General features: G+C 59.8%; 17 protein-coding genes and 1 pseudogene. 13 read left to right on the top strand and 5 right to left on the bottom strand.

Annotated elements, in window-relative coordinates; genetic code table 11:
* Nucleotides 1-482 precede the first annotated feature (482 nt).
* Together AACY02_RS10685 and AACY02_RS10680 are read right to left on the bottom strand one after the other, a co-directional pair.
* Complete coding sequence (locus tag AACY02_RS10685; RefSeq protein ID WP_339431903.1) at nt 483-1,976, bottom strand: CoA-acylating methylmalonate-semialdehyde dehydrogenase; 1,494 nt, start codon at nt 1,974-1,976, stop codon at nt 483-485.
* Between the two features lie 75 nt (nt 1,977-2,051).
* Complete coding sequence (locus AACY02_RS10680; RefSeq protein WP_339431902.1) at nt 2,052-3,401, bottom strand: aspartate aminotransferase family protein; 1,350 nt, start codon at nt 3,399-3,401, stop codon at nt 2,052-2,054.
* Between the two features lie 138 nt (nt 3,402-3,539).
* Here AACY02_RS10680 and AACY02_RS10675 point away from each other — a divergent pair, with 138 nt between their 5' ends.
* The 10 genes and pseudogenes from AACY02_RS10675 to AACY02_RS10630 all read left to right on the top strand — a co-directional run bounded on the left by AACY02_RS10675 (nt 3,540) and on the right by AACY02_RS10630 (nt 14,053).
* The gene (locus AACY02_RS10675; protein ID WP_221734345.1) at nt 3,540-4,460 is read left to right on the top strand and encodes a LysR family transcriptional regulator; all 921 of its coding nucleotides are present in this window, start codon (nt 3,540-3,542) and stop codon (nt 4,458-4,460) included.
* Nucleotides 4,461-4,581: 121 nt separating this feature from the next.
* Nucleotides 4,582-5,970, top strand: a complete 1,389-nt coding sequence (locus AACY02_RS10670) for a uracil-xanthine permease family protein (protein ID WP_339431901.1) — start codon at nt 4,582-4,584, stop codon at nt 5,968-5,970.
* Between the two features lie 88 nt (nt 5,971-6,058).
* On the top strand, nt 6,059-6,709 hold the full coding sequence (locus tag AACY02_RS10665) for a TetR/AcrR family transcriptional regulator (RefSeq protein WP_150617871.1): 651 nt from the start codon (nt 6,059-6,061) through the stop codon (nt 6,707-6,709).
* Between the two features lie 7 nt (nt 6,710-6,716).
* Complete coding sequence (locus AACY02_RS10660; protein ID WP_339431900.1) at nt 6,717-7,316, top strand: IMPACT family protein; 600 nt, start codon at nt 6,717-6,719, stop codon at nt 7,314-7,316.
* 519 nt (nt 7,317-7,835) lie between these two features.
* The gene (locus tag AACY02_RS10655) at nt 7,836-9,383 is read left to right on the top strand and encodes an ABC transporter ATP-binding protein (RefSeq protein ID WP_339431899.1); all 1,548 of its coding nucleotides are present in this window, start codon (nt 7,836-7,838) and stop codon (nt 9,381-9,383) included.
* Between the two features lie 13 nt (nt 9,384-9,396).
* Complete coding sequence (locus AACY02_RS10650) at nt 9,397-10,503, top strand: ABC transporter permease (RefSeq protein ID WP_339431898.1); 1,107 nt, start codon at nt 9,397-9,399, stop codon at nt 10,501-10,503.
* Complete coding sequence (locus AACY02_RS10645) at nt 10,503-11,429, top strand: ABC transporter permease (protein ID WP_339431897.1); 927 nt, start codon at nt 10,503-10,505, stop codon at nt 11,427-11,429. Before AACY02_RS10650 ends, AACY02_RS10645 begins: the two co-directional genes overlap by 1 nt.
* A 184-nt stretch (nt 11,430-11,613) precedes the next feature.
* Nucleotides 11,614-11,730: pseudogene (locus AACY02_RS10640) on the top strand (MerR family transcriptional regulator); the annotation flags it as partial.
* A gap of 18 nt (nt 11,731-11,748) precedes the next feature.
* The gene (locus AACY02_RS10635) at nt 11,749-12,435 is read left to right on the top strand and encodes an SDR family oxidoreductase (RefSeq protein ID WP_339431896.1); all 687 of its coding nucleotides are present in this window, start codon (nt 11,749-11,751) and stop codon (nt 12,433-12,435) included.
* Between the two features lie 259 nt (nt 12,436-12,694).
* On the top strand, nt 12,695-14,053 hold the full coding sequence (locus AACY02_RS10630) for an 8-oxoguanine deaminase (protein WP_339431895.1): 1,359 nt from the start codon (nt 12,695-12,697) through the stop codon (nt 14,051-14,053).
* 125 nt (nt 14,054-14,178) lie between these two features.
* Here the strand turns inward: AACY02_RS10630 and AACY02_RS10625 are convergent, their stop codons facing one another.
* Complete coding sequence (locus AACY02_RS10625; RefSeq protein WP_339431894.1) at nt 14,179-15,270, bottom strand: calcium:proton antiporter; 1,092 nt, start codon at nt 15,268-15,270, stop codon at nt 14,179-14,181.
* Nucleotides 15,271-15,556: 286 nt separating this feature from the next.
* Between AACY02_RS10625 and AACY02_RS10620 the strand changes: the two genes are divergently transcribed.
* The 3 genes from AACY02_RS10620 (at nt 15,557) to AACY02_RS10610 (ending at nt 18,759) form a co-directional block, all read left to right on the top strand.
* On the top strand, nt 15,557-16,630 hold the full coding sequence (locus AACY02_RS10620) for a BMP family ABC transporter substrate-binding protein (protein WP_339431893.1): 1,074 nt from the start codon (nt 15,557-15,559) through the stop codon (nt 16,628-16,630).
* A gap of 129 nt (nt 16,631-16,759) precedes the next feature.
* Complete coding sequence (locus tag AACY02_RS10615) at nt 16,760-17,725, top strand: isopenicillin N synthase family dioxygenase (RefSeq protein ID WP_339431892.1); 966 nt, start codon at nt 16,760-16,762, stop codon at nt 17,723-17,725.
* Between the two features lie 80 nt (nt 17,726-17,805).
* A complete protein-coding gene (locus AACY02_RS10610; protein WP_339431891.1) occupies nt 17,806-18,759 on the top strand; it encodes an adenosine deaminase in 954 nt (317 codons plus the stop codon).
* A gap of 115 nt (nt 18,760-18,874) precedes the next feature.
* Here the strand turns inward: AACY02_RS10610 and AACY02_RS10605 are convergent, their stop codons facing one another.
* Both AACY02_RS10605 and AACY02_RS10600 read right to left on the bottom strand, forming a co-directional pair.
* On the bottom strand, nt 18,875-20,257 hold the full coding sequence (locus tag AACY02_RS10605; protein WP_339431890.1) for an MFS transporter: 1,383 nt from the start codon (nt 20,255-20,257) through the stop codon (nt 18,875-18,877).
* Nucleotides 20,258-20,386: 129 nt separating this feature from the next.
* A complete protein-coding gene (locus AACY02_RS10600; RefSeq protein WP_339431889.1) occupies nt 20,387-21,118 on the bottom strand; it encodes an ArsR/SmtB family transcription factor in 732 nt (243 codons plus the stop codon).
* Nucleotides 21,119-21,432 lie beyond the last annotated feature (314 nt).

Here is a 21,432-nt window from a genome sequence, read left to right as displayed (position 1 = left end):
CTGATAATCTTGTTGACTATCAGTCTGACTCCACAAGCACCCACACGAATTGCTTGATTCAGTTGTTAAAGAGCGGTTGGTTAAGATCTTTCGTCTCAACCGAGGCGCGCATTCTACAGCAGCCTCACTTGCTGTCAAGTGGTTATTTTCAGAAGTTTTCGAAGAATTCTTCAACAACTTCAACCACTTGCGCCTTCGATCTCTCGTCAGCGGGAGGCGAATTCTACAGCGTTACACGCTGCTGTCAACACCTCTTTTTCAACTTCTTTCTGGCTTCGATGAACTGAAGCAACTTGCTGCCGAAAACTTCATAACTCATTGAATTTCAAGGAGTTTTCTGTTTCGACTGCGCCGGAAGTGGGGCGAATTATAGGCTTCCAGAATCTGCCGTCAACCGTTAATTTCATATTTCTGTCATATCAGTCAAAGAACACCGAAAACACAAAGGCCGACCTCTAAAGATCGGCCTTCTTCATCCCTGCTTACAAGCTAGGGAAGGCGAACTGCGAGGCTTCGTGGCTAGCACGTTGCGGCCAACGCTGAGTGATTGCCTTGCGGCGGGTATAGAAGCGCACACCGTCCGGGCCATAGGCATGCAAGTCGCCGAACAGCGAACGCTTCCAGCCGCCAAAGCTGTGATAAGCCACCGGCACCGGCAAAGGCACGTTGACGCCGACCATACCGACTTCGATCTCATCACAGAACAGACGCGCCGCTTCACCGTCACGCGTGAAGATGCAGGTGCCGTTGCCGTATTCGTGATCGTTGATCAGTTGCATCGCCTCTTCCAGGCTGCTCACCCGGACGACGCACAGCACCGGCCCGAAGATCTCCTCTTTATAGATGCGCATCTCTGGAGTGACGTTGTCGAACAGGCAACCCCCGAGGAAGAAGCCGTCTTCGTGACCCGCGACACTCAAGCCGCGACCATCGACCACCAGAGTCGCACCCGCTGCCACGCCGTCATCGACATAGCCGCTGACCTTGTCGCGCGCCTGACCGGTCACCAGTGGCCCCATGTCCAGACCACACGAAGTACCCGCACCAATCTTCAACGCCTTGATCTGTGGAACCAGTTTGGCCACCAACGCATCCGCCACCTGATCACCCACACATACCGCAACGGAGATCGCCATGCAGCGCTCGCCGCAAGAACCATACGCCGCGCCCATCAGTGCGCTGACCGCATTATCCAGATCGGCATCCGGCATCAGTACCGCATGGTTCTTCGCGCCGCCCAGTGCCTGAACGCGTTTGCCGCGCTTGGTGCCTTCGGCGTAGATGTATTCAGCAATCGGCGTCGAACCGACGAAGCTCAGCGCTTTGACTTCCGGCGCTTCGATCAGCGCGTCCACCGCCGTCTTGTCGCCGTGGACCACGTTCATCACACCTTTTGGCAGGCCGGCTTCCAGCAGCAGTTGAGCAATCAGCAGCGTGGAGCTTGGATCACGCTCGGACGGTTTGAGGATGAAGCAGTTGCCACAGACGATCGCCAGTGGATACATCCACAGCGGCACCATGGCCGGAAAGTTGAATGGCGTGATACCGGCGACTACGCCCAACGGCTGGAAGTCCGACCACGCATCAATGTTCGGGCCTACGTTGCGGCTGTACTCGCCCTTGAGAATTTCCGGCGCAGCACAAGCAAACTCGACGTTCTCGATACCGCGTTTCAGTTCACCGGCAGCGTCTTCGAGAGTCTTGCCGTGTTCTTCGCTGATCAATTGCGAGATGCGCGCTTCGTTCTGCTCCAGCAGTTGCTTGAAGCGGAACATCACTTGGGCGCGTTTGGCCGGCGGCGTGTTACGCCAGGCCGGGAACGCTGCCTTCGCAGCATCAATGGCTTTCTGAATGGTTGCCTGGCTGGCCAGTGGCAACTTGTGGATCGCTTGACCGGTGGACGGGTTGAACACATCAACCGCGCGACCGTTCTCGGTCACCAGTTCGCCATTGATCAAATGCGGGATAACGCTCATCGGGGGACTCCTGAATTTTGTCCGCCGGCGCCGCCGAAGAGGCGCCGGCAATTTGTACTTATATAGAGGGAAAAATCAGTCGAGCTTGTTCAGCACTTCGCCGACCGCGTCGAACAGACGATCAAGGTCTTGCGGCTTGCTGTTGAAGGTTGGGCCGAACTGCAGGGTGTCGCCGCCGAAGCGCACGTAGAACCCCGCTTTCCACAGCGCCATACCCGCCTCGAACGGACGCACGATGGCGTCGCCGTCACGACCGGCAATCTGGATCGCACCGGCCAGACCGTAGTTACGGATGTCGATGACGTTCTTCGAACCCTTCAAGCCATGCAGCGCGTTTTCAAAATGCGGCGCGACTTCGGCCACGCTCTGCACCAGGTTTTCCTTTTGCAGCAGGTCGAGTGCCGCCAGGCCAGCGGCGCAAGCCACCGGATGCGCCGAATAGGTATAGCCGTGGGGGAATTCCACCGCGTATTCCGGCGTCGGCTGGTTCATGAAGGTCTGGTAGATCTCGGAGCTGGCAATCACCGCGCCCATCGGGATCGCGCCGTTGGTGATTTGCTTGGCGATGCACATCAGGTCGGGAGTGACGCCAAAGCTGTCGGCGCCGAACATCGAGCCAGTGCGGCCGAAACCGGTGATCACTTCGTCGAACACCAGCAGGATGTTGTGCTGATCGCAGATTTCACGCAGGCGCTTCAGATAACCCTGAGGCGGAACCAGCACGCCAGCGGAACCGGCCATCGGTTCAACGAACACGGCGGCGATGTTCGACGCATCGTGCAGTTCGATCAGCTTCAGCAGTTCATCGGCCAGGGCGATACCGCCCTGCTCCGGCATGCCACGGGAGAACGCATTGCTCGCCAGCAACGTGTGCGGCAGGTGATCGACGTCCATCATCGCCTGACCGAACATTTTGCGGTTGCCGTTGACGCCACCCAGGCTGGTGCCGGCGATGTTCACACCGTGATAGCCACGGGCGCGGCCGATCATTTTGGTCTTGGTCGCCTGGCCTTTAAGACGCCAGTAGGCACGGACCATTTTCACCGCCGTATCGGCGCACTCGGAGCCGGAGTCGGTGAAGAACACATGGTTGAGGTTGCCCGGAGTCAGATCGGTGATTTTCTCAGCCAACTGAAAGGACAACGGGTGGCCGTACTGGAAGCCCGGCGAGTAATCGAGTGTGCCCAACTGCTTGGAGACCGCTTCCTGAATTTCCTTGCGGGTGTGCCCGGCGCCGCAGGTCCACAGACCGGACAACGAGTCGTAGATCTTGCGGCCCTTGTCGTCGAACAGCCAACTGCCCTCGGCACCGACAATCAAACGCGGATCGCGCTGGAAGTTACGGTTGGCGGTGTACGGCATCCAGTGCGCGTCCAGCTTCAGTTGGCTGGCCAGTGGCGACGGAGCGGTTTCAGGCATGTTCATCGGGCAAAACCTCGCAGGGCATAAGCGTCAGGGAGATAGAAAGCGTTGTTGCAGCTAAATTGCCACGGCGATAAAGTCGGTGAAATCCAACTCTTCTAACCTTCAGTCAGCCCACCACTAAACTTTGAGTGATCAAGCATGAGCAGCCGCCGTCCCGATCCGCTGGCCCAGGTCAGTGACTTTGATATTCGCTTGCTGCGCATTTTTCGCAGCGTGGTGGAATGCGGCGGCTTCTCGGCGGCGGAAACCGTGCTCGGCATTGGGCGTTCGGCGATCAGCCAGCAAATGAGCGACCTGGAGCAACGCCTCGGCTTACGCCTGTGCCAACGCGGCCGCGCGGGATTCTCGCTGACCGAAGAAGGCCGCGAGGTCTATCAATCGGTGCTGCAACTGTTAAGTGCGCTGGAAAGCTTTCGCACCGAGGTCAACGGCCTGCACCAGCACTTGCGCGGCGAGTTGATCATTGGCCTGACCGACAACCTGGTCACCCTGCCCCACATGCGCATCACCCACGCCCTCGCGCAATTAAAAGAACGCGGCCCGGACGTGCAGATCCAGATCCGCATGATCGCGCCTAATGAAGTCGAACAAGGCGTGCTCGACGGCCGCCTGCATGTTGGCGTGGTGCCGCAGGCCAGTGCGCTGTCCGGTCTGGAATATCAGCCGCTGTACAGCGAACGTTCACTGCTTTACTGCGCGGTCGGGCATCCGCTGTTTTACGTCGATGACAAGCAACTGGACGACGAACGCCTGAATAGTCAGGACGCCATCGCCCCCACCTTCCGTTTGCCGGCAGACATTCAGGCGCATTACCAGGCGCTCAACTGCACCGCCAGCGCTTCGGACCGTGAAGGCATGGCGTTCCTGATCCTGACCGGGCGCTACATCGGTTATCTGCCGGATCACTACGCCAGCCTTTGGGTGCAACAGGGGCGTCTGCGCGCGCTCAAGGCCAAGACACGTTTCTATGACCTGAGCCTCGCATCGGTCACGCGCAAGGGCCGGCGCCCCCATTTGGTGCTGGAAAGTTTTCTTGAAAGCTTGGCGGCGACGCGTTGAAAAACCCGCAAGGCCCAGCCACGCTGGGCCTAACAGACAAAATCGCCCAATAACCTGAGCAAGTGGACAGCTTTTTGCAGAGCAGGATCAACCCCGATCCTTCAACAAGAAGTCCAAGTCCATGCAGCCAGATTCCGCACCGTCCAGCGACCTGATCTACGGCCTCAACGACCGCCCCAAACCGCCCGCCGCGATTCTTGCCGCCCTGCAACACGTACTCGCCAGTTTCGTCGGCATCATCACCCCGCCGCTGGTGATCGGTTCGGCGCTCGGCTTGAACGCGCATTTACCGTACCTGATCAGCATGGCGCTGATGGTGTCCGGGGTCGGCACCTTTATTCAGGCACGCCGACCGTTCGGCATTGGTGCCGGGATGATTTGTCTGCAGGGCACCAGTTTCGCCTTTCTTGGCGCCGTACTGTCGGCAGGTTTTCTGGTCAAACAGCGCGGCGGCAGCCCACAGGACATTCTGGCGATGATCTTCGGCGTGTGCTTTTTCGGCGCGATCGTACAGATCGTCCTCAGCCGCTTCATTGGCCAATTGCGTCGCGTCGTTACGCCGTTGGTGACCGGCATTGTCATCACCCTGATCGGAATCAGCCTGATCAAAGTCGGCATCACGGATCTGGGCGGCGGTTTCAATGCGCCGGACTTCGGTGCGCCGGGCAATCTGGCGCTGGGCGTGTTCGTGCTGCTGACGATCATCCTGCTCAATCGCTCGAACACGCCGTGGGTGCGGCTCTCGGCAATCATCATCGGCCTGGTACTCGGCAGTCTGGCGGCATGGTTCAGTGGGAAACTGGTGGTGCAGCCTTTGCCTGACTTGCCGCTGGTGAGTATTCCTGCACCGTTCAAGTTTGGATTCAGCTTCGACTGGACGGCTTTTCTGCCCGTCGCGCTGATTTATCTGATCAGCACCATCGAAACCGTCGGCGACCTCACCGCCAACTGCATGCTGGCCCGCCAGCCCATCAGCGGCCCTTCTTATATAAGCCGTTTGCGCGGTGGCATTCTCGGTGATGGCGTGAGCTGCATGATCGCGGCCACTTTCAGCGCCTTTCCCAACACCACGTTCGCGCAGAACAACGGCGTGATCCAGTTGACCGGTGTCGCCAGTCGCTACGTCGGTTTGTACATCGGTGCGATCCTGTTTTGTCTCGGCCTGTTTCCAATGATCGGCGCGGTGCTGCAACAGATTCCAAAACCGGTGCTTGGCGGTGCGACGCTGGTGATGTTCGGTGCCGTTGCGGCGGCGGGTGTGCGCATCCTCGCGCAATCACCGCTGGATCGACGCAGCATGTTGATCATCGCCACCTCGTTCGGCGTCGGCCTGGGCATTGCCGCGCAACCGAACTTGCTGCACTTGCTGCCGAAACTGGTGCAGAACCTTTTCGACTCGGCGATCACCAGTGGCGGGCTGACCGCAATCATGCTCTGCCTGCTGCTGCCGGAAGCAAAAACCACCACCAGCGAAGCCCATGTGCCGGTGAACAAGGTCGAACAGGCGTAACGGTTTTATTGCTTCAGGACTTGTCTGAAGCCTGTGGGTGCGCTATCAACACAACTGGTTGCGCCCACAGACAAACCCGGAAGTGCCTATGACCTTTGAAGTCCCCGCTCACGGCGGCAAGCCCGCCAGCCGCATTCGTCAGAAGAACGAAGAGACCATTCTCAAAGCCGCCGAAGACGAGTTCGCCCGTCATGGGTACAAAGGCACCAGCATGAACACCATTGCCCAGAATGCCGGGTTGCCCAAGGCGAACCTGCATTACTACTTCACCAACAAGCTGGGGTTGTACGTGGCGGTGCTGAGCAACATCATCGAGTTGTGGGACAGCACCTTCAACACCCTGACGGCCGAGGACGATCCGGCCGAGGCGCTCACCCGCTACATCCGCGCAAAAATGGAATTCTCCCGCCGCCAGCCGCAAGCTTCGCGCATTTTCGCGATGGAAGTGATCAGCGGCGGCGAATGCCTGAGCGAATATTTCAATCAGGATTACCGCGCCTGGTTCCAGGGGCGAGCGGCCGTTTTTCAAGCGTGGATCGATGCCGGCAAAATGGACCCGGTGGATCCGGTACACCTGATTTTCCTGTTGTGGGGCAGCACTCAGCATTACGCCGACTTTGCCACGCAGATCTGCCGAGTCAGCGGTCGCAGCAAGTTGACCAAGCAGGACATGGAAGACGCCGGCAACAATTTGATCCGCATCATCCTCAAAGGCTGCGGCCTCACTCCCTCTCTATAAGACGTCTATGCCTTTCACCCTCAGTGGTTTTTGCGAATACCGCGAAGAGATTCGCAAAAGCCGCTTCATCACCTACGCCACGCCGATCAGCAGCGCGGCCGACGCGCAGGCGTTCTTCGAACAGCACAGCGACTTGAACGCCTCGCACAACTGCTGGGCGTGGAAACTGGGCGATCAATACCGTAGCAATGACGACGGCGAGCCTGGCGGCACGGCGGGCCGGCCCATTCTGGCGGCGATTGAAGCGCAGGATTGCGATCAGGTCGCCGTACTGGTGATTCGTTGGTACGGCGGCATTCAACTGGGCACCGGCGGTTTGGCCCGCGCCTATGGCGGCGGCGCAAACAAGTGCCTGCAGACGGCGGCGAAAGTCGAGTTGATCAGCCGTGTGCCGCTGCGTTGTGCCTGTGGGTTTGCCGAGCTGGCGCTGGTGAAGTTGCGGGTGGCGGATCTGGGCGGGGTGGTGGTCGAGGAAAACTTCACTGCCAACGGCGTCGAATTGCAGCTAGCCGTGGGTGAAATGCAGATCGAATTATTGCAACGCCAGTTGGCTGATTTGAGTCGTGGGCGGATTTTGCTTCAGCGTTCAAGCGCTGCGATCTTTTAGGGCATCGCTTGATTTCCTTATTACCCCGAGTTGCCCACATCGGCTGTGCACCCGACTGTGGATAACCTGAGCACATTGCGCTGTAACCCTTCTGTCACGCGGCTTTGCGCGGTTTGTTCATTTTTCGTTCAATCTCTCCTGAAAAATTCAAAATTTGCCTAAAAACAATCAGTTAATAACGTTTAGCACCATTAGAAGAAAGCCTTGCAGTGCTTATGCCCGGGTTTAAAGCTTGCGCACAATAACTGTGGAGCAACCTGTGGATAACCCGTTCATGGCTGGCGCAGTTGCAGACTCTGTCTAGCCCCCGCGTCTTTGCTCGTTTTTTGATCAGTCACCGAAGGGCAAAACTGGAGCCTGTTCAACGGCTTTGCTCTGAATTGGTGCCGGGGCATTACCCGATGCAGCCTTGAACGCTTTGCGCCGAGCCCTGATGCACACGCTCGCCCCGGGTTCCTGACTCAATGGCCAGGAAATTGCTTTATCCACAGGCACAACTCCAAGCAAGTCGAGCCTGTCATGCCAATCGATCCGCCCAACACGCGCCTGCAACTGCGCCACATCAGCAAACGCTACCCCGGTTGTCTGGCCAACGATGCCATCGACCTGAGCATCGCCCCTGGGGAAATCCATGCGCTGCTCGGTGAAAACGGCGCGGGCAAAAGTACGCTGATGAAGATCATCTATGGCGTCACCCAGGCCGATGCGGGCGAGATGCTCTGGCAAGGTCAACGGGTGAATATCCGCAACCCGGCGCAGGCGCGGCAGTTGGGGATCGGCATGGTGTTCCAGCATTTCTCACTGTTTGAAACCCTCAGCGTGGCGCAGAACATTGCTCTGGCGATGGGCGCAGCGGCCGGTACGCCCAAACAACTGGAACCGAAAATTCGCGAAGTGTCGCGCCGTTACGGCATGGCGCTGGAGCCTGAGCGACTTGTCCACAGCCTGTCGATCGGTGAGCGACAACGGGTGGAAATCATCCGCTGCCTGATGCAGGACATCCGTCTGCTGATTCTCGATGAACCGACCTCGGTGCTGACACCGCAAGAGGCCGACGACTTGTTCATCACGCTGCGGCGCCTCGCCGCCGAGGGCTGCAGCATTCTGTTTATCAGCCACAAGCTCGGCGAAGTCCGCGCCTTGTGCCACAGCGCCACGGTTTTGCGCGGCGGACGAGTGGCCGGGCATTGCGTACCCGCCGAGTGTTCGGATCAACAATTGGCGCAGTTGATGGTCGGCGAAGCGGCGGCGTTGATCGGTGATTATCCGAAAGTCAGCGGCGGCGCGGATTTTTTGCAGGTGAGCGGTTTGAGTTGGCGCAACCCCGATCCGTTTGGCTGCTCGTTGACCGACATTAATGTGCAAGTGCGCAGCGGTGAAATCGTCGGCATCGCCGGGGTCGCCGGCAATGGTCAGGATGAGTTGCTCGCCCTGCTCAGCGGCGAACAAACCCTGCCGAGCGCCGAGGCGACGACGATTCGCTTCGGTGAACAAGCTGTCGCTGACTTACGCCCGGATGCGCGGCGCAAACTCGGTCTGGCCTTCGTCCCCGCCGAACGCCTCGGCCACGGCGCGGTGCCCGAGTTGAGTCTGGCGGACAACGCCCTGCTCACGGCCTTCCAGCAGGGATTGGTCAGCAACGGGCTGATCCAGCGCGGCAAGGTCGAAGCCCTCGCGCAACAAATTATTCAACGCTTCGGCGTGAAAACCCCGGACACGCAAACCGTTGCGCGCAGCCTGTCCGGCGGCAACTTGCAGAAATTCATTCTTGGCCGGGAAATCCTCCAGCAGCCGAAACTGCTGATCGCCGCGCACCCGACCTGGGGCGTGGACGTCGGCGCTGCGGCCACCATCCACCGTGCGTTGATTGCGTTGCGCGATGCCGGTGCGGCGATTCTGGTGATTTCCGAAGACCTCGACGAACTGTTCCAGATCAGCGACCGCCTCGGTGCGTTGTGCGGCGGGAAGATGTCCGCGTTGCACAACACGGCGGACACCCTACTGAGCGATGTTGGTGGCTGGATGGCCGGCCAGTTCGATGCCCCTCAACAACACGCCACGGTTTAACGGAGTTTTCAACATGCTGCTTTCTCTCGAACCCCGTGGCCAGCAATCGCGCCTGATGCTCTGGTGCTCGCCGTTGTTGGCGGCGGCGCTGACCCTCGGTTGCGGTTCGCTGCTGTTCATCGCTCTGGGTCATGATCCACTGCAAACTTTGCACACCCTGTTGATCGCACCGGTCAGCGACGTGTACGGCGTGTCCGAATTGCTGGTCAAAGCCCTGCCGATTCTGCTCTGCGCGTTGGGCTTGGCCGTGGCCTATCAAGCGCGAATCTGGAACATCGGCGCCGAAGGCCAATTGCTCCTGGGCGCGTTGGCCGGCAGTGCGCTGGCGGTGAACATCATCGACATGCAAAGCCGTTGGGCACTGGTGCTGATTCTGCTCACCGGCACCCTCGCCGGCGCGGCGTGGGCCGGGCTGACGGCATGGCTGCGCACGCGTTTCAACGCCAACGAAATCCTCACCAGCATCATGCTCAATTACATTGCCCTCAACCTGTTGTTGTTCTGCGTACACGGCCCGTTGAAAGACCCGGCCGGCTTCAACTTTCCCGAGTCGGCGATGTTTGGCGATGCCAGCCGTTTACCGCTGTTGATGGAGGATGGCCGCGTGCACGCCGGGGTGTATTTCGCCCTGCTCGCCTTGGTGGCGGTGTGGGTGTTGTTGCAGAAAAGCTTTGTCGGTTTTCAGATCAAAGTGCTCGGGCTGGACAAGCGTGCGGCGGGGTTTGTCGGTTTTCGCGAGAAACGGCTGATCTGGCTGGCGCTGCTGATCAGCGGCGGTTTGGCCGGGCTCGCGGGGGTCTGCGAAGTCACCGGGCCGATTGGTCAGTTGGTGCCGCAGGTTTCGCCAGGGTATGGCTATGCGGCGATCACCGTGGCGTTTCTCGGGCGGCTGAATCCGATCGGGATTCTGTTCTCCAGTCTGTTGATGGCGTTGCTGTACATCGGCGGCGAGAGTGCGCAGATGGCCCTCAACCTGCCGCAAGCGATTACCCAACTGTTCCAGGGAATGATGCTGTTTTTCCTGCTGGCCTGTGACGTGCTGATCCTCTATCGGCCGCGCCTGAAACTGCGCTGGAGACGGCGCGCCTCGACCACTGCCGTAACCGCCGGAGCGCTGTGATGGATATCGATCTGCTGAGCAATATTTTCTACGCCATGGTGCGTTGCGGCACGCCGCTGTTATTGGTGGCGCTGGGTGAACTGATCTGCGAGAAGAGCGGCGTGCTCAACCTCGGCCAGGAAGGGATGATGCTGTTTGGTGCAGTGATCGGTTTTATCGTCGCCCTCAGCAGCGGCAACCTGTGGCTCGGCGTGTTGCTGGCGATGCTCGCGGGGATGCTGTTGTCGTCGCTGTTTGCCCTGGTGGCGCTGGTGTTCAACGCCAATCAGGTGGCGACCGGGCTGGCGCTGACGATTTTTGGTGTGGGGTTGTCGACCTTTGTCGGCTCCGCGTGGGTGGGTAAACCACTGGCGGGTTTTGAGCCAATGGCGATTCCGTACTTGAGTGAAATTCCGCTGATCGGGCGGATGCTGTTTGCTCAGGATCTGTTGGTTTACCTGTCGTTCGCGCTGTTTGCGCTGGTCGCGTGGGTGATCATCAAAAGTCGTATCGGGCTGATCATTCAGGCCGTCGGTGAAAATCCGGATGCGGCCAGTGCGATGGGCTTGCCAGTGTTGACCGTGCGTACGCTGGCCGTGCTGTTTGGCGGGGCGATGGCCGGGTTGGCCGGGGCGTATCTGTCACTGGCGTACACGCCGATGTGGGCCGAGAACATGACGGCCGGGCGCGGCTGGATCGCGCTGGCGCTGGTGGTGTTTGCCAGTTGGCGGGTGTGGCGGTTGTTGCTGGGGGCGTATCTGTTCGGGCTCGCCAGCATCCTGCATTTGGTGGCACAGGGGATGGGGCTGGCGATTCCGTCGAGCTTGCTGGCGATGCTGCCGTATGTGGCGACGATTGTGGTGCTGGTGTTGTTGTCGCGCGATGCGCTGCGTACGCGGTTATATGCGCCGGTGTCGTTGGGGCAGCCGTGGCAGGCAGGGCATTGATGCGCTGAAGAGACTGGCCTCTTCGCGGGCCCGCTCCCACAGGTTCGGCGGTGATTACCCATTTGTGTACGACACGGACACTGTGTGGGCTTGCCCGCGAAGAGGAGTATGCTCCACGGCCAATACCTCTTTTGAGTGCGTCAATGCGCAGTGGTGAATAAGCTCAGGCCTGCGCCGTCAGCCGCAATTGCTGCGCGACAAACTGCAACTGATCGAAACCCGTATGAGTGAACTCGACGCACTGCGTCAGGAGTTGCAACTACGGCTCGCTCAGGCGTGTCCATTGAATCCTGCACGTTAACTTTTCAAGGAACCCATCATGTCCCAGGCAAAAAACGCACTGATCATCGGCGCCTCCCGTGGTTTGGGCCTCGGGTTGGTGAAAACCCTGCTGGCCGATGGCTGGCAAGTGACGGCCACCGTGCGCAATCCTTCGAACGCCGACGCGTTGCAAGCGCTGGGCAAGGTGCGCATCGAGAAGCTTGATATGGATGACCAGCAAGCGGTGATCGCCCTGAGTCAGCAACTCAAGGGCGAGACGTTCGACCTGCTGTTCGTCAACGCTGGGGTCAAAGGCCCGGATGCACAAACCCCGGGCGGCGCGACACTGGCCGAAGTCGGGAAATTGTTTTTCACCAACGCGGTGGCACCGATCAATCTGGCCCAGCGTTTCGTCGGGCAGATTCGCGATGGCAGCGGTGTGTTGGCGTTCATGAGTTCGGTACTCGGCAGCGTGACCATGCCGGATGCGCCGGAACTGGCGCTGTACAAGGCGAGCAAGGCTGCGCTGAATTCGATGACCAACACTTTCGTGACCCAGTTGGGCGAGCAGAAACTCACGGTGTTGTCGCTGCATCCGGGTTGGGTGAAGACGGACATGGGCGGTGAGGGTGCCGACATTGATGTCGAGACCAGCACGCGCGGTCTGGTCGATCAGGTGAATGCGTTTACTGGCAAGGGCGGGCACCACTTCGTCAATTACAAGGGTGAAACCATTCCTTGGTAAGCACCGTATAACCCCTGTGGGAGCGGGCTTGCTCGCGAAGGCGTCGTGTCAGTCAATACACCCGTGCCTGACTCAGCGCTTTCGCGAGCAAGCCCTCTCCCATAAGGGGTGGTGTGTGTTGTCCTGTCGGGTGGGGCTTGCCCGGCATCGCGTTTTGTTTGAAACTGCGCGCCTCGTCCTTCGCGGCGACCCTGGATCAGCAGACAGGGCAACACTGAGCTGGCAACCCTGAACCCAACTTTCAGAGGAGCCGGCCACAATGCCTGCCATCCGTACCTGGTTAAAAAATCCCCTCGCCATTTTCACGGCCAACGCGCTCGATGCCCGTGGTGGTCTGGTGCTGCAAGACGGCGTGATCGTCGAAGTGCTGGCGGCCGGTCAGCAACCGTCCGCGCCGTGCAATGAAGTGTTCGATGCCCGCGAACATGTGATCCTGCCGGGCCTGATCAACACCCACCACCATTTCTACCAAACCCTGACTCGCGCCTGGGCGCCAGTGGTCAACCAGCCCTTGTTTCCCTGGCTGAAAACCCTGTACCCGGTGTGGGCACGCCTGACGCCTGAAAAACTTGCCCTCGCCACGAAAGTGGCTTTGGCTGAATTGCTGCTGTCAGGTTGCACCACCGCCGCCGACCACCATTACCTGTTCCCGGACGGTCTGGAAAACGCCATCGACGTACAAGTCGAAACCGTGCGTGAACTGGGCATGCGCGCCATGCTCACTCGCGGCTCGATGAGTCTCGGCGAGAAGGACGGCGGCCTGCCGCCGCAGCAGACCGTGCAGGAAGGCCAGGTGATTCTCGACGACAGTCAGCGCCTGATTCGCGAGTACCACGAGCGTGGCGATGGCGCGCAGATCCAGATCGCCCTGGCACCGTGCTCGCCCTTCTCGGTGACGCCGGAAATCATGTCGGCCAGTGCTGAACTGGCGAACCAGCTAGACGTGCGCCTGCACACGCACCTGGCCGAAACCCTCGATGAAGAGGACTTCTGCCTGCAGCGTTTCGGCCTGCGCACCGTCGATTATCTGGACAGCGTCGGCTGGCTCGGCCCGCGCACCTGGCTGGCCCACGGCATCCACTTCAACCCGGACGAAATCACCCGCCTCGGCCAGGCCGGCACCGGCATTTGCCATTGCCCGAGTTCGAACATGCGTCTGGCCTCCGGCATTTGCCCGAGTATCGATCTGACCGACGCTGGCGCGCTGTTTGGTCTGGGGGTCGACGGCTCGGCGTCCAACGATGCGTCGAACATGATTCTGGAAGCGCGGCAGGCGTTGTACATCCAGCGTCTGCGTTATGGCGCCGAGAAAATTACCCCCGAGCGTGTGCTGGGGTGGGCGACCAAGGGGTCGGCGAGCCTGTTGGGCCGCACCGACATCGGTGAACTGGCGGTCGGCAAGCAGGCCGATCTGGCACTGTTCAAGCTCGATGAGCTGCGCTTCTCCGGTAGCCATGATCCGATTTCGGCGCTGCTGCTGTGTGGCGCCGATCGTGCGGATCGAGTGATGATCGGCGGCAAGTGGCGTGTGGTTGACGGCCAGGTCGAAGGCCTGGATCTCAAGGGCTTGATTGCCGATCACAGCCAGGCCGCGCGCCAACTGATCGCCGGCACCTGATTCACCACCGATAAAACCTGTGGGAGCGGGCTTGCTCGCGAAGGCGTCGTGTCAGTCAGTTTTAAGCTGCCTGACAGACCGCTTTCGCGAGCAAGCCCGCTCCCTCATTTGGAATTGTGGTGTTCCTAGAGCCCGAGCAGGGACAGCATGATGAACGTCGCAAACAACACAAAGTGCGTCATACCCTCAATGGCGTTGGTTTCGCCGTCGTTGAGGTTGATCGCACTGACGATCAGGGTGATGAAGATCATCACCGTCTGCACTGGCGTCATCGCCATCTGAAACGGCTGACCGGTATACAGCGCCATGGCTTCCATCACCGGCACGGTCAGGATCACCGTCGACAGTGACGCGCCCATCGCGATGTTGACCACCGACTGCATGCGGTTGGCCAGCGCCGCACGCAATGCCGTGAGAATTTCCGGCGCGGCCGAGATTGCCGCCACCAGAATCGCCGTGATCACCGGCGGCGCCCCTGTTCCCTCCAGGCCCAGATCGAGGGTTTTCGACATCACCTCGGCCAGCGCGCCGATCACCACCACACCAAACACCAGAATGCCAATCGACAAGCCCAATCTGAGCGGTTTCGGTTGCTGTTCGACCGGCTCTTTCTTGCGCCGCTTGTCCGGGTAGCTGTAGCTGAAAAAATAGCTGTGCGGCCCGACCTGCATGCGCAGGAACAAGGTGTAAAGCACCACCATCGCACCGATGGTGAACGCCGAATAAACCTTCCAGTTAGCCTCGGGAATGAACTCCGGCACCACCATCGACACGCCCATGGCGGTGAGGATCATCACGCTGTAGCTGCGCGCCGAATCGTCGTTGTAGGACTGCTCGCCGTGCTTGATCCCGCCCATCAGCGCCGCGAGGCCGAGGATGCCGTTGATGTCGAGCATCACCGCAGAATAGATCGTGTCACGCACCAGGGTGGGCGACGCTTCGTTGCTCATCATGATCGCCAGAATCACCACTTCGACCAGCACGGCGGCCAGTGTGAGAATCATCGTGCCGTAAGGGTCGCCGACTTTTTCGGCGAGCAGTTCGGCGTGGTGGGCGACGCGCATTGAGGCGACGACGATGAACGCGATCAACACCAGCCCGGCGCCCAGGGCGACGATCTGGCCGCTGTGCAGCAGCCAGTGTTCCAGTGGATAAGCGACGAGTGCGGCGATGAGCGCCAACAGTAGAAAGCTTTCTTGCTTGAGGATCGTGAGCATGGCGGGCCTTTTGCCGGAGAGTGCGAGTGAGCTACTGACTGCGGAACGGCGCTAACGTTTCGTTACACCTTAGCGCACCAGTGAATGGCGGCCGTTTCATTCGTTGCACTTTTATTGGCCGCGCCGACCTCTTCGCGAGCAAGCCCGCGCCCACATTGATATGCATTCCCCTGTGGGAGCGAGCGTGCTCGCGAAGGCCGTTATGCGGTTTGGAGACGTTTGTTGTCCTGTTGGTCAGCAATTTGCATTGACGCTGTCCACACACAACAAAACGGAGCTCCAATTCATGCAAATACGTCCGCTGCACAAACTGCTGTGCGCCGTCCTCGGTCTGGGGATCAGTCTGAGCGCCAGCGCTGCCGATCCGCTGAAGGTCGGTTTCGTCTATATCGGCCCGATCGGCGACCACGGCTGGACGTATCAGCATGAACAGGGGCGCAAGGCACTGGCCGAGAAATTCGGCGATCAGATCACCACCCACTTTGTGGAAAACGTCGCCGAAGGTGCCGATGCCGAGCGGGTGATCCGCAACATGGCCAAGGACAAGTACGACCTGATCTTCACCACCTCGTTTGGCTACATGAACCCGACGCTGAAAGTCGCCAAACAGTTTCCCAAAGTGACTTTCGAACACGCCACCGGCTACAAGCAGGACAAGAACCTCGGCACCTATCTGGCACGCACTTACGAAGGTCGCTACGTCGGTGGTTTCCTCGCGGCGAAGATGACCAAGAGCAAAAAAATCGGCTACGTCGCCTCGTTCCCGATTCCGGAAGTGATCCGCGACATCAACGCTATTCAACTGGCCCTGAACAAGTACAACCCAGGCACCGAGATCAAAGTGGTGTGGGTCAACTCATGGTTCGATCCGGGCAAGGAAGCCGATGCGGCCAACGCCCTGATCGATCAGGGCGTGGACGTGGTGTTCCAGCACACCGACAGCCCCGCGCCGATTCAAGCGGCCGAACGTCGTGGCGTGTACGCCGTGGGCTACGCCTCCGACATGGCGCACTTCGGGCCGAAAGCGGTGCTGACTTCAATCGTCAACGACTGGGCGCCGCACTACATTCAGGCTACGCAAAGCGTGATCGACCACACCTGGAAATCCCAGGACTACTGGGGCGGTTTGAAAGAAGGCACGGTTGAACTGCCGATCAGCGACCTGGTGCCGGCGCCCGTGAAGGCTGAAGCCGAGCAGATCATCGCCGACATCAAGAGCGGCGCGTTCAAGCCGTTTACCGGGCCGATCAAGGATCAGGCCGGGGTCGAAAAAATCCCGGCGGGCGTGAGTGCAACCAACGCAGAACTGGCCTCGATGAACTATTACGTGGAAGGCATGAAGGCCGAGATGCCGAAGTAAGCGCACACCTATGGGAGCGGGCTTGCTCGCGAAGGCGTCGTGTCGGTCGATACGCAATGGCCTGATACACCGCCTTCGCGAGCAAGCCCGTTGTCACGTTTGGCTCTCCAGTGCTTTCAAGGATTATGTATGGATCAGCTTCCGATCATCGACATCAGCCCGCTCTATAGCGACGACCAAAACGCCTGGCCCGCCGTGGCCGAGCAGATCGACCAGGCCTGCCGCGAGTGGGGGTTCTTCTACATCAAGGGTCATCCTGTTTCGGCGCAACGCATCGACGCACTGCTCGACCACGCACAGCGTTTTTTTGCGCAACCGGCGCCAGAAAAACTCAAGATCGACATCACCCAGACCCGCCATCACCGTGGCTACGGCGCCATCGCCACCGAGCAACTCGACCCGAGCAAACCCAGCGACCTGAAAGAAACGTTCGACATGGGTCTGCATCTGCCGGTCGATCATCCCGATGTGCTGGCGGAGAAACCCTTGCGCGGGCCGAACCGCCATCCTGAGCAAGCGGGATGGCAACCCTTGATGGAGCAGCACTACCTCGACATGCAGGCCCTCGCGCAAACCTTGTTGCGCGCCATGACGATAGCCCTTGGCATTGAGCGTGATTTCTTCGACAGCCGTTTCAATGAGCCGGTCAGCGTGTTGCGGATGATCCATTACCCGCCACGCCACACTGCCAGCTCTGCCGAGCAACAAGGCGCTGGCGCGCACACCGATTACGGCTGCATCACCTTGCTCCATCAGGATGCGGCGGGTGGTCTGCAAGTGAAGAACGTCCAAGGCCAATGGATCGACGCACCGCCGATTGACGGCACCTTCGTGGTCAACCTCGGCGACATGATGGCGCGCTGGAGCAACGACCGATATCGCTCGACACCGCACCGGGTGATCAGCCCGCTGGGCGTGGATCGCTACTCGATGCCGTTCTTCGCCGAGCCACACCCGGACACGCGCATCGAATGCCTGCCCGGTTGCCGGGACGCACAGCATCCGGCGAAATATCCGACCACTACTTGCGCCGAATTCCTGCTCTCGCGCTTCGCCGATACCTACGCCTATCGGCGGGAACAGGAGGCGATCTGATGGATCGCTTGGTCAGGTTTTGCCAATTGTTTCGGCAAGCATCTGTAGAATGCCGTCATTGCACCTGATGAGAAAAGACTATGTACGACTGGCTCAACGCCCTGCCCAAGGCTGAACTGCACCTGCACCTGGAAGGCTCGCTGGAGCCCGAACTGCTGTTCTCCCTGGCCGAACGCAACAAGATCGCCCTGCCGTGGAACGACGTTGAAACCCTGCGCAAGGCTTACGCCTTCAACAATCTGCAGGAATTTCTCGACTTGTATTACCAGGGCGCCGACGTGCTGCGCACCTCCCAGGATTTCTACGACCTGACCTGGGCCTATCTGCTGCGCTGCAAAGAGCAGAACGTGATTCACACCGAACCGTTCTTCGACCCGCAAACCCACACCGATCGGGGTATCCCGTTCGAAGTGGTGTTAAACGGCATCGCCGCCGCTTTGAAAGATGGTGAGCAGCAACTGGGCATCAGCAGCGGTTTGATCCTGAGTTTCCTGCGCCATCTGAGCGAAGACGAAGCACAGAAAACCCTCGATCAGGCGCTGCCGTTCCGTGACGCGTTTGTCGCCGTCGGCCTGGACAGTTCCGAGATGGGTCATCCGCCGAGCAAGTTCCAGCGCGTGTTCGACCGCGCTCGTCACGAAGGCTTCCTGACCGTCGCCCACGCCGGTGAAGAAGGGCCACCGGAGTACATCTGGGAGGCCATCGACCTGCTGAAAATCCAGCGTATCGACCATGGCGTGCGCGCCATCGAAGACGAGCGCCTGATGCAGCGGATCATCGATGAGCAAATCCCGTTGACCGTGTGCCCGCTGTCGAACACCAAGCTTTGCGTGTTCGATCACATGTCGCAGCACAACATTCTCGACATGCTTGAGCGTGGCGTGAAGGTTACGGTGAACTCAGATGACCCGGCGTACTTCGGCGGCTACGTGACCGAGAACTTCCACGCGCTGCACGAGCACCTGGGCATGACCCAGGATCAGGCCAAGCGTCTGGCACAGAACAGCCTGGATGCACGGTTGGTAAAACCGTAACAACACTGAAGAGCTAAAGTGGGGCTTGCTCGCGAAGGCGTCGTATCAGTCGACATGGTTGTTGAATGACACCCCCCCTTCGCGAGCAAGCCCGCTCCCACCATGGCATTTATGTTCAGCCTGCGACTTGTGTTTCAGTCAGCTCTTCCAGCGTTTTGCCCCGCGTCTCCATCCCGAACAGCCACACCACCCCTGCCGCAATCGCAAAGCACAGCGCACCCAGCGCAAACACCCCACCCTGCCCGGTCACCGGGAACACCAGCCCGGTCACCAAAGGCCCGAGCAGCGACCCCACCCGACCAATCGCCGAGGCGAATCCCGAGCCCGTCGCCCGGGCTGACGTCGGATACAACTCCGGCGTGTAGGTGTAGAGCACTGCCCACATGCCAAACAGGAAGAACTGCATCAGCAACCCTGTGCTGATCAGCAGCGCCACATTGCCGCCGAACACCGCGCTCTGCCCATACAGAAACGCCATTACCCCCCCGCCGAGCAGCGTGACGATGCACACCGGTTTACGTCCCCAGCGTTCCACCAGCCACGCCGCCATCAGGAAACCGGGAATCCCGCCCAGGGAAATCAGCACCGTGTAATACACCGACTGCGTCACGGCGAAACCAGACTGTTGCAGCAATGCGCTGAGCCAGGACGTCAGGCCATAAAAACCCAGCAGCGCGAAGAACCACACACTCCAGATCATCGTTGTGCGCTGGCGATACTGTGGCGACCAGATCTGCTTGAGCGCCGAAAAGAAGTCGCCCGGGGGCGTCACAGTGCGCGGTATACGCAGCGGTAACGGCAACGCGGCGCCACCGAGCGATGCGCGCACCCGTGCTTCGATCCCGCTCAAGACCTTATCGGCGGCCTGATGTTTTCCGGCCTGTTCCAGCCAGCGCGGTGATTCGGGAATGAAAAAACGGATCGCCAGCACAAACACCGCCGGCACCGCCAACACCAGAAAGATGTCGCGCCAGCCAATCAGCGGCAGCAGGAAATACGACAGCACCCCGGCCGCGACAAAACCCAGCGGCCAGAAGCCGTCCATCAAGGCGATGTAGCGCCCGCGTCGCTGAGCCGGAATCAGCTCCGACAACATCGATTGGGCAATCGGAAACTCCATGCCCATGCCAATCCCCAGCAGGATGCGGAACAGCGTCAGCGACTCGATCGTTTGCGCCGTCGAGCAGAGATAACTGGCCAGCCCCCACAGGACGATGCTCCACTGAAACACCGGTTTGCGTCCGAAACGGTCGGCGAGCATGCCGGACAACGACGCGCCGAGCACCATACCGAAGAAACTCGAACTGGCGAGCAGCCCTGCCTGCGCACTGCTCAGGCCGAACTCGGCTTTGATCGAGCCGAGCAGGAACGTCATCATCGCCAGGTCCATGGAGTCAAAGAAAAACGCCAGGGCGATGATGATGAAAATGATCCGGTGATAACCGCTGATCGGCAGTCTTTCCAAGCGTTCTGCCGCGCTGAAGCCTTGAGTGTCCATATCGCTTCCCCCATCCGAAATATCCCCGGATTGAGTGTGCGCGATGGTGATACAGAGGCCGTACTGGATGCGACCTGCTCGCAGTCGTAGACGACGTCGACACGCCTGACGTCGATCTCGAATGCTCTATCACGCCATCTCCAGCTCGGTTTCCTTGGCAAATCGATGCAATTCCCGCTGGCCGGTGTCCGTCAGTTGCAGGGCTCTTGAATCATTGGGCAATGTCAGCCAACCGGACTGCATGAACAACTGCAGCAATGCCGCACCGAGTGAACCGCCCATGTGCGGACGACGCTCGCTCCAGTCCGGGCAAGCGCAAGCCACCTGCACGTTGCGATGGGCCAGCGCCTGGATGAACACGCCGCGACTGGCCAACTGTTTAGCGCCTTTATGGGTCACCACCACGCGTTGTTCAAGCTGTTCGATCCAGCCGGCGTCGAGCAGTCGCTGGTACAGATCGGCAGCCAGCGTGCCGCCCAAATGGTCATCACAAAAACGTGCGCGCAATAGCGATGAGGGTGCCGTCTGAGGTTTGGCCATGGGTGTGGCGCGCTTGAACACTTCGGCGACTTCCCGCGGAGCACTGGCAATGGTCGCGCTGGCCAGCGCTTCTATCGCCGCCCCCACCTCCGGTGCCGAAAGACGGAAAAACCGCTTGCGACCACGAACTTCAACCTTCAACAGACCGCCGGTGGACAAGCGTGCCAGATGCGCGCTGGCCGACGACGGCGACAGTCCTGCCAGTAGCGCTAGCTCCTCGGTCTGCCGGGCCGAGCCGTCCATCAGCGCCCACATCATCGCGCTGCGCTTGGGGTCGGCCAGCAACGTGGCGATCTGGCTGATGCAAGGTGCATGTTCCATGTATTCACTCCCTGTGGAATCGTATCGTCTACTGCTCGGAGACATCTTGACCAGTAATGGGTCGGCGGCCAAGACGTGAAAATCGCCCTGAGCCGGGGCAAGGCAGGCCATTGACACAACATGTTCCGGCATAGAACCCGCCACCCTTGCACAGCCCTGAATTGAACAGGGACTGCTGGGTGTGACGTCGTCCGGGCCGGGTTTCGGTACTGGCATGAGGCGGGCGCTAGTATAAGCGGGATGCACGCCCCGTCCCGCGTCGCGGCCTGCACGTGTGGTGATTGTTCCTGACAGAAATTTCTCTATTTACCTGC

This window comes from Pseudomonas sp. EA_65y_Pfl2_P78 (assembly GCF_963970495.1).
Lineage (GTDB): Bacteria > Pseudomonadota > Gammaproteobacteria > Pseudomonadales > Pseudomonadaceae > Aquipseudomonas > Aquipseudomonas baetica_A.
This window is presented reverse-complemented; position numbering and strand designations above follow the sequence as displayed.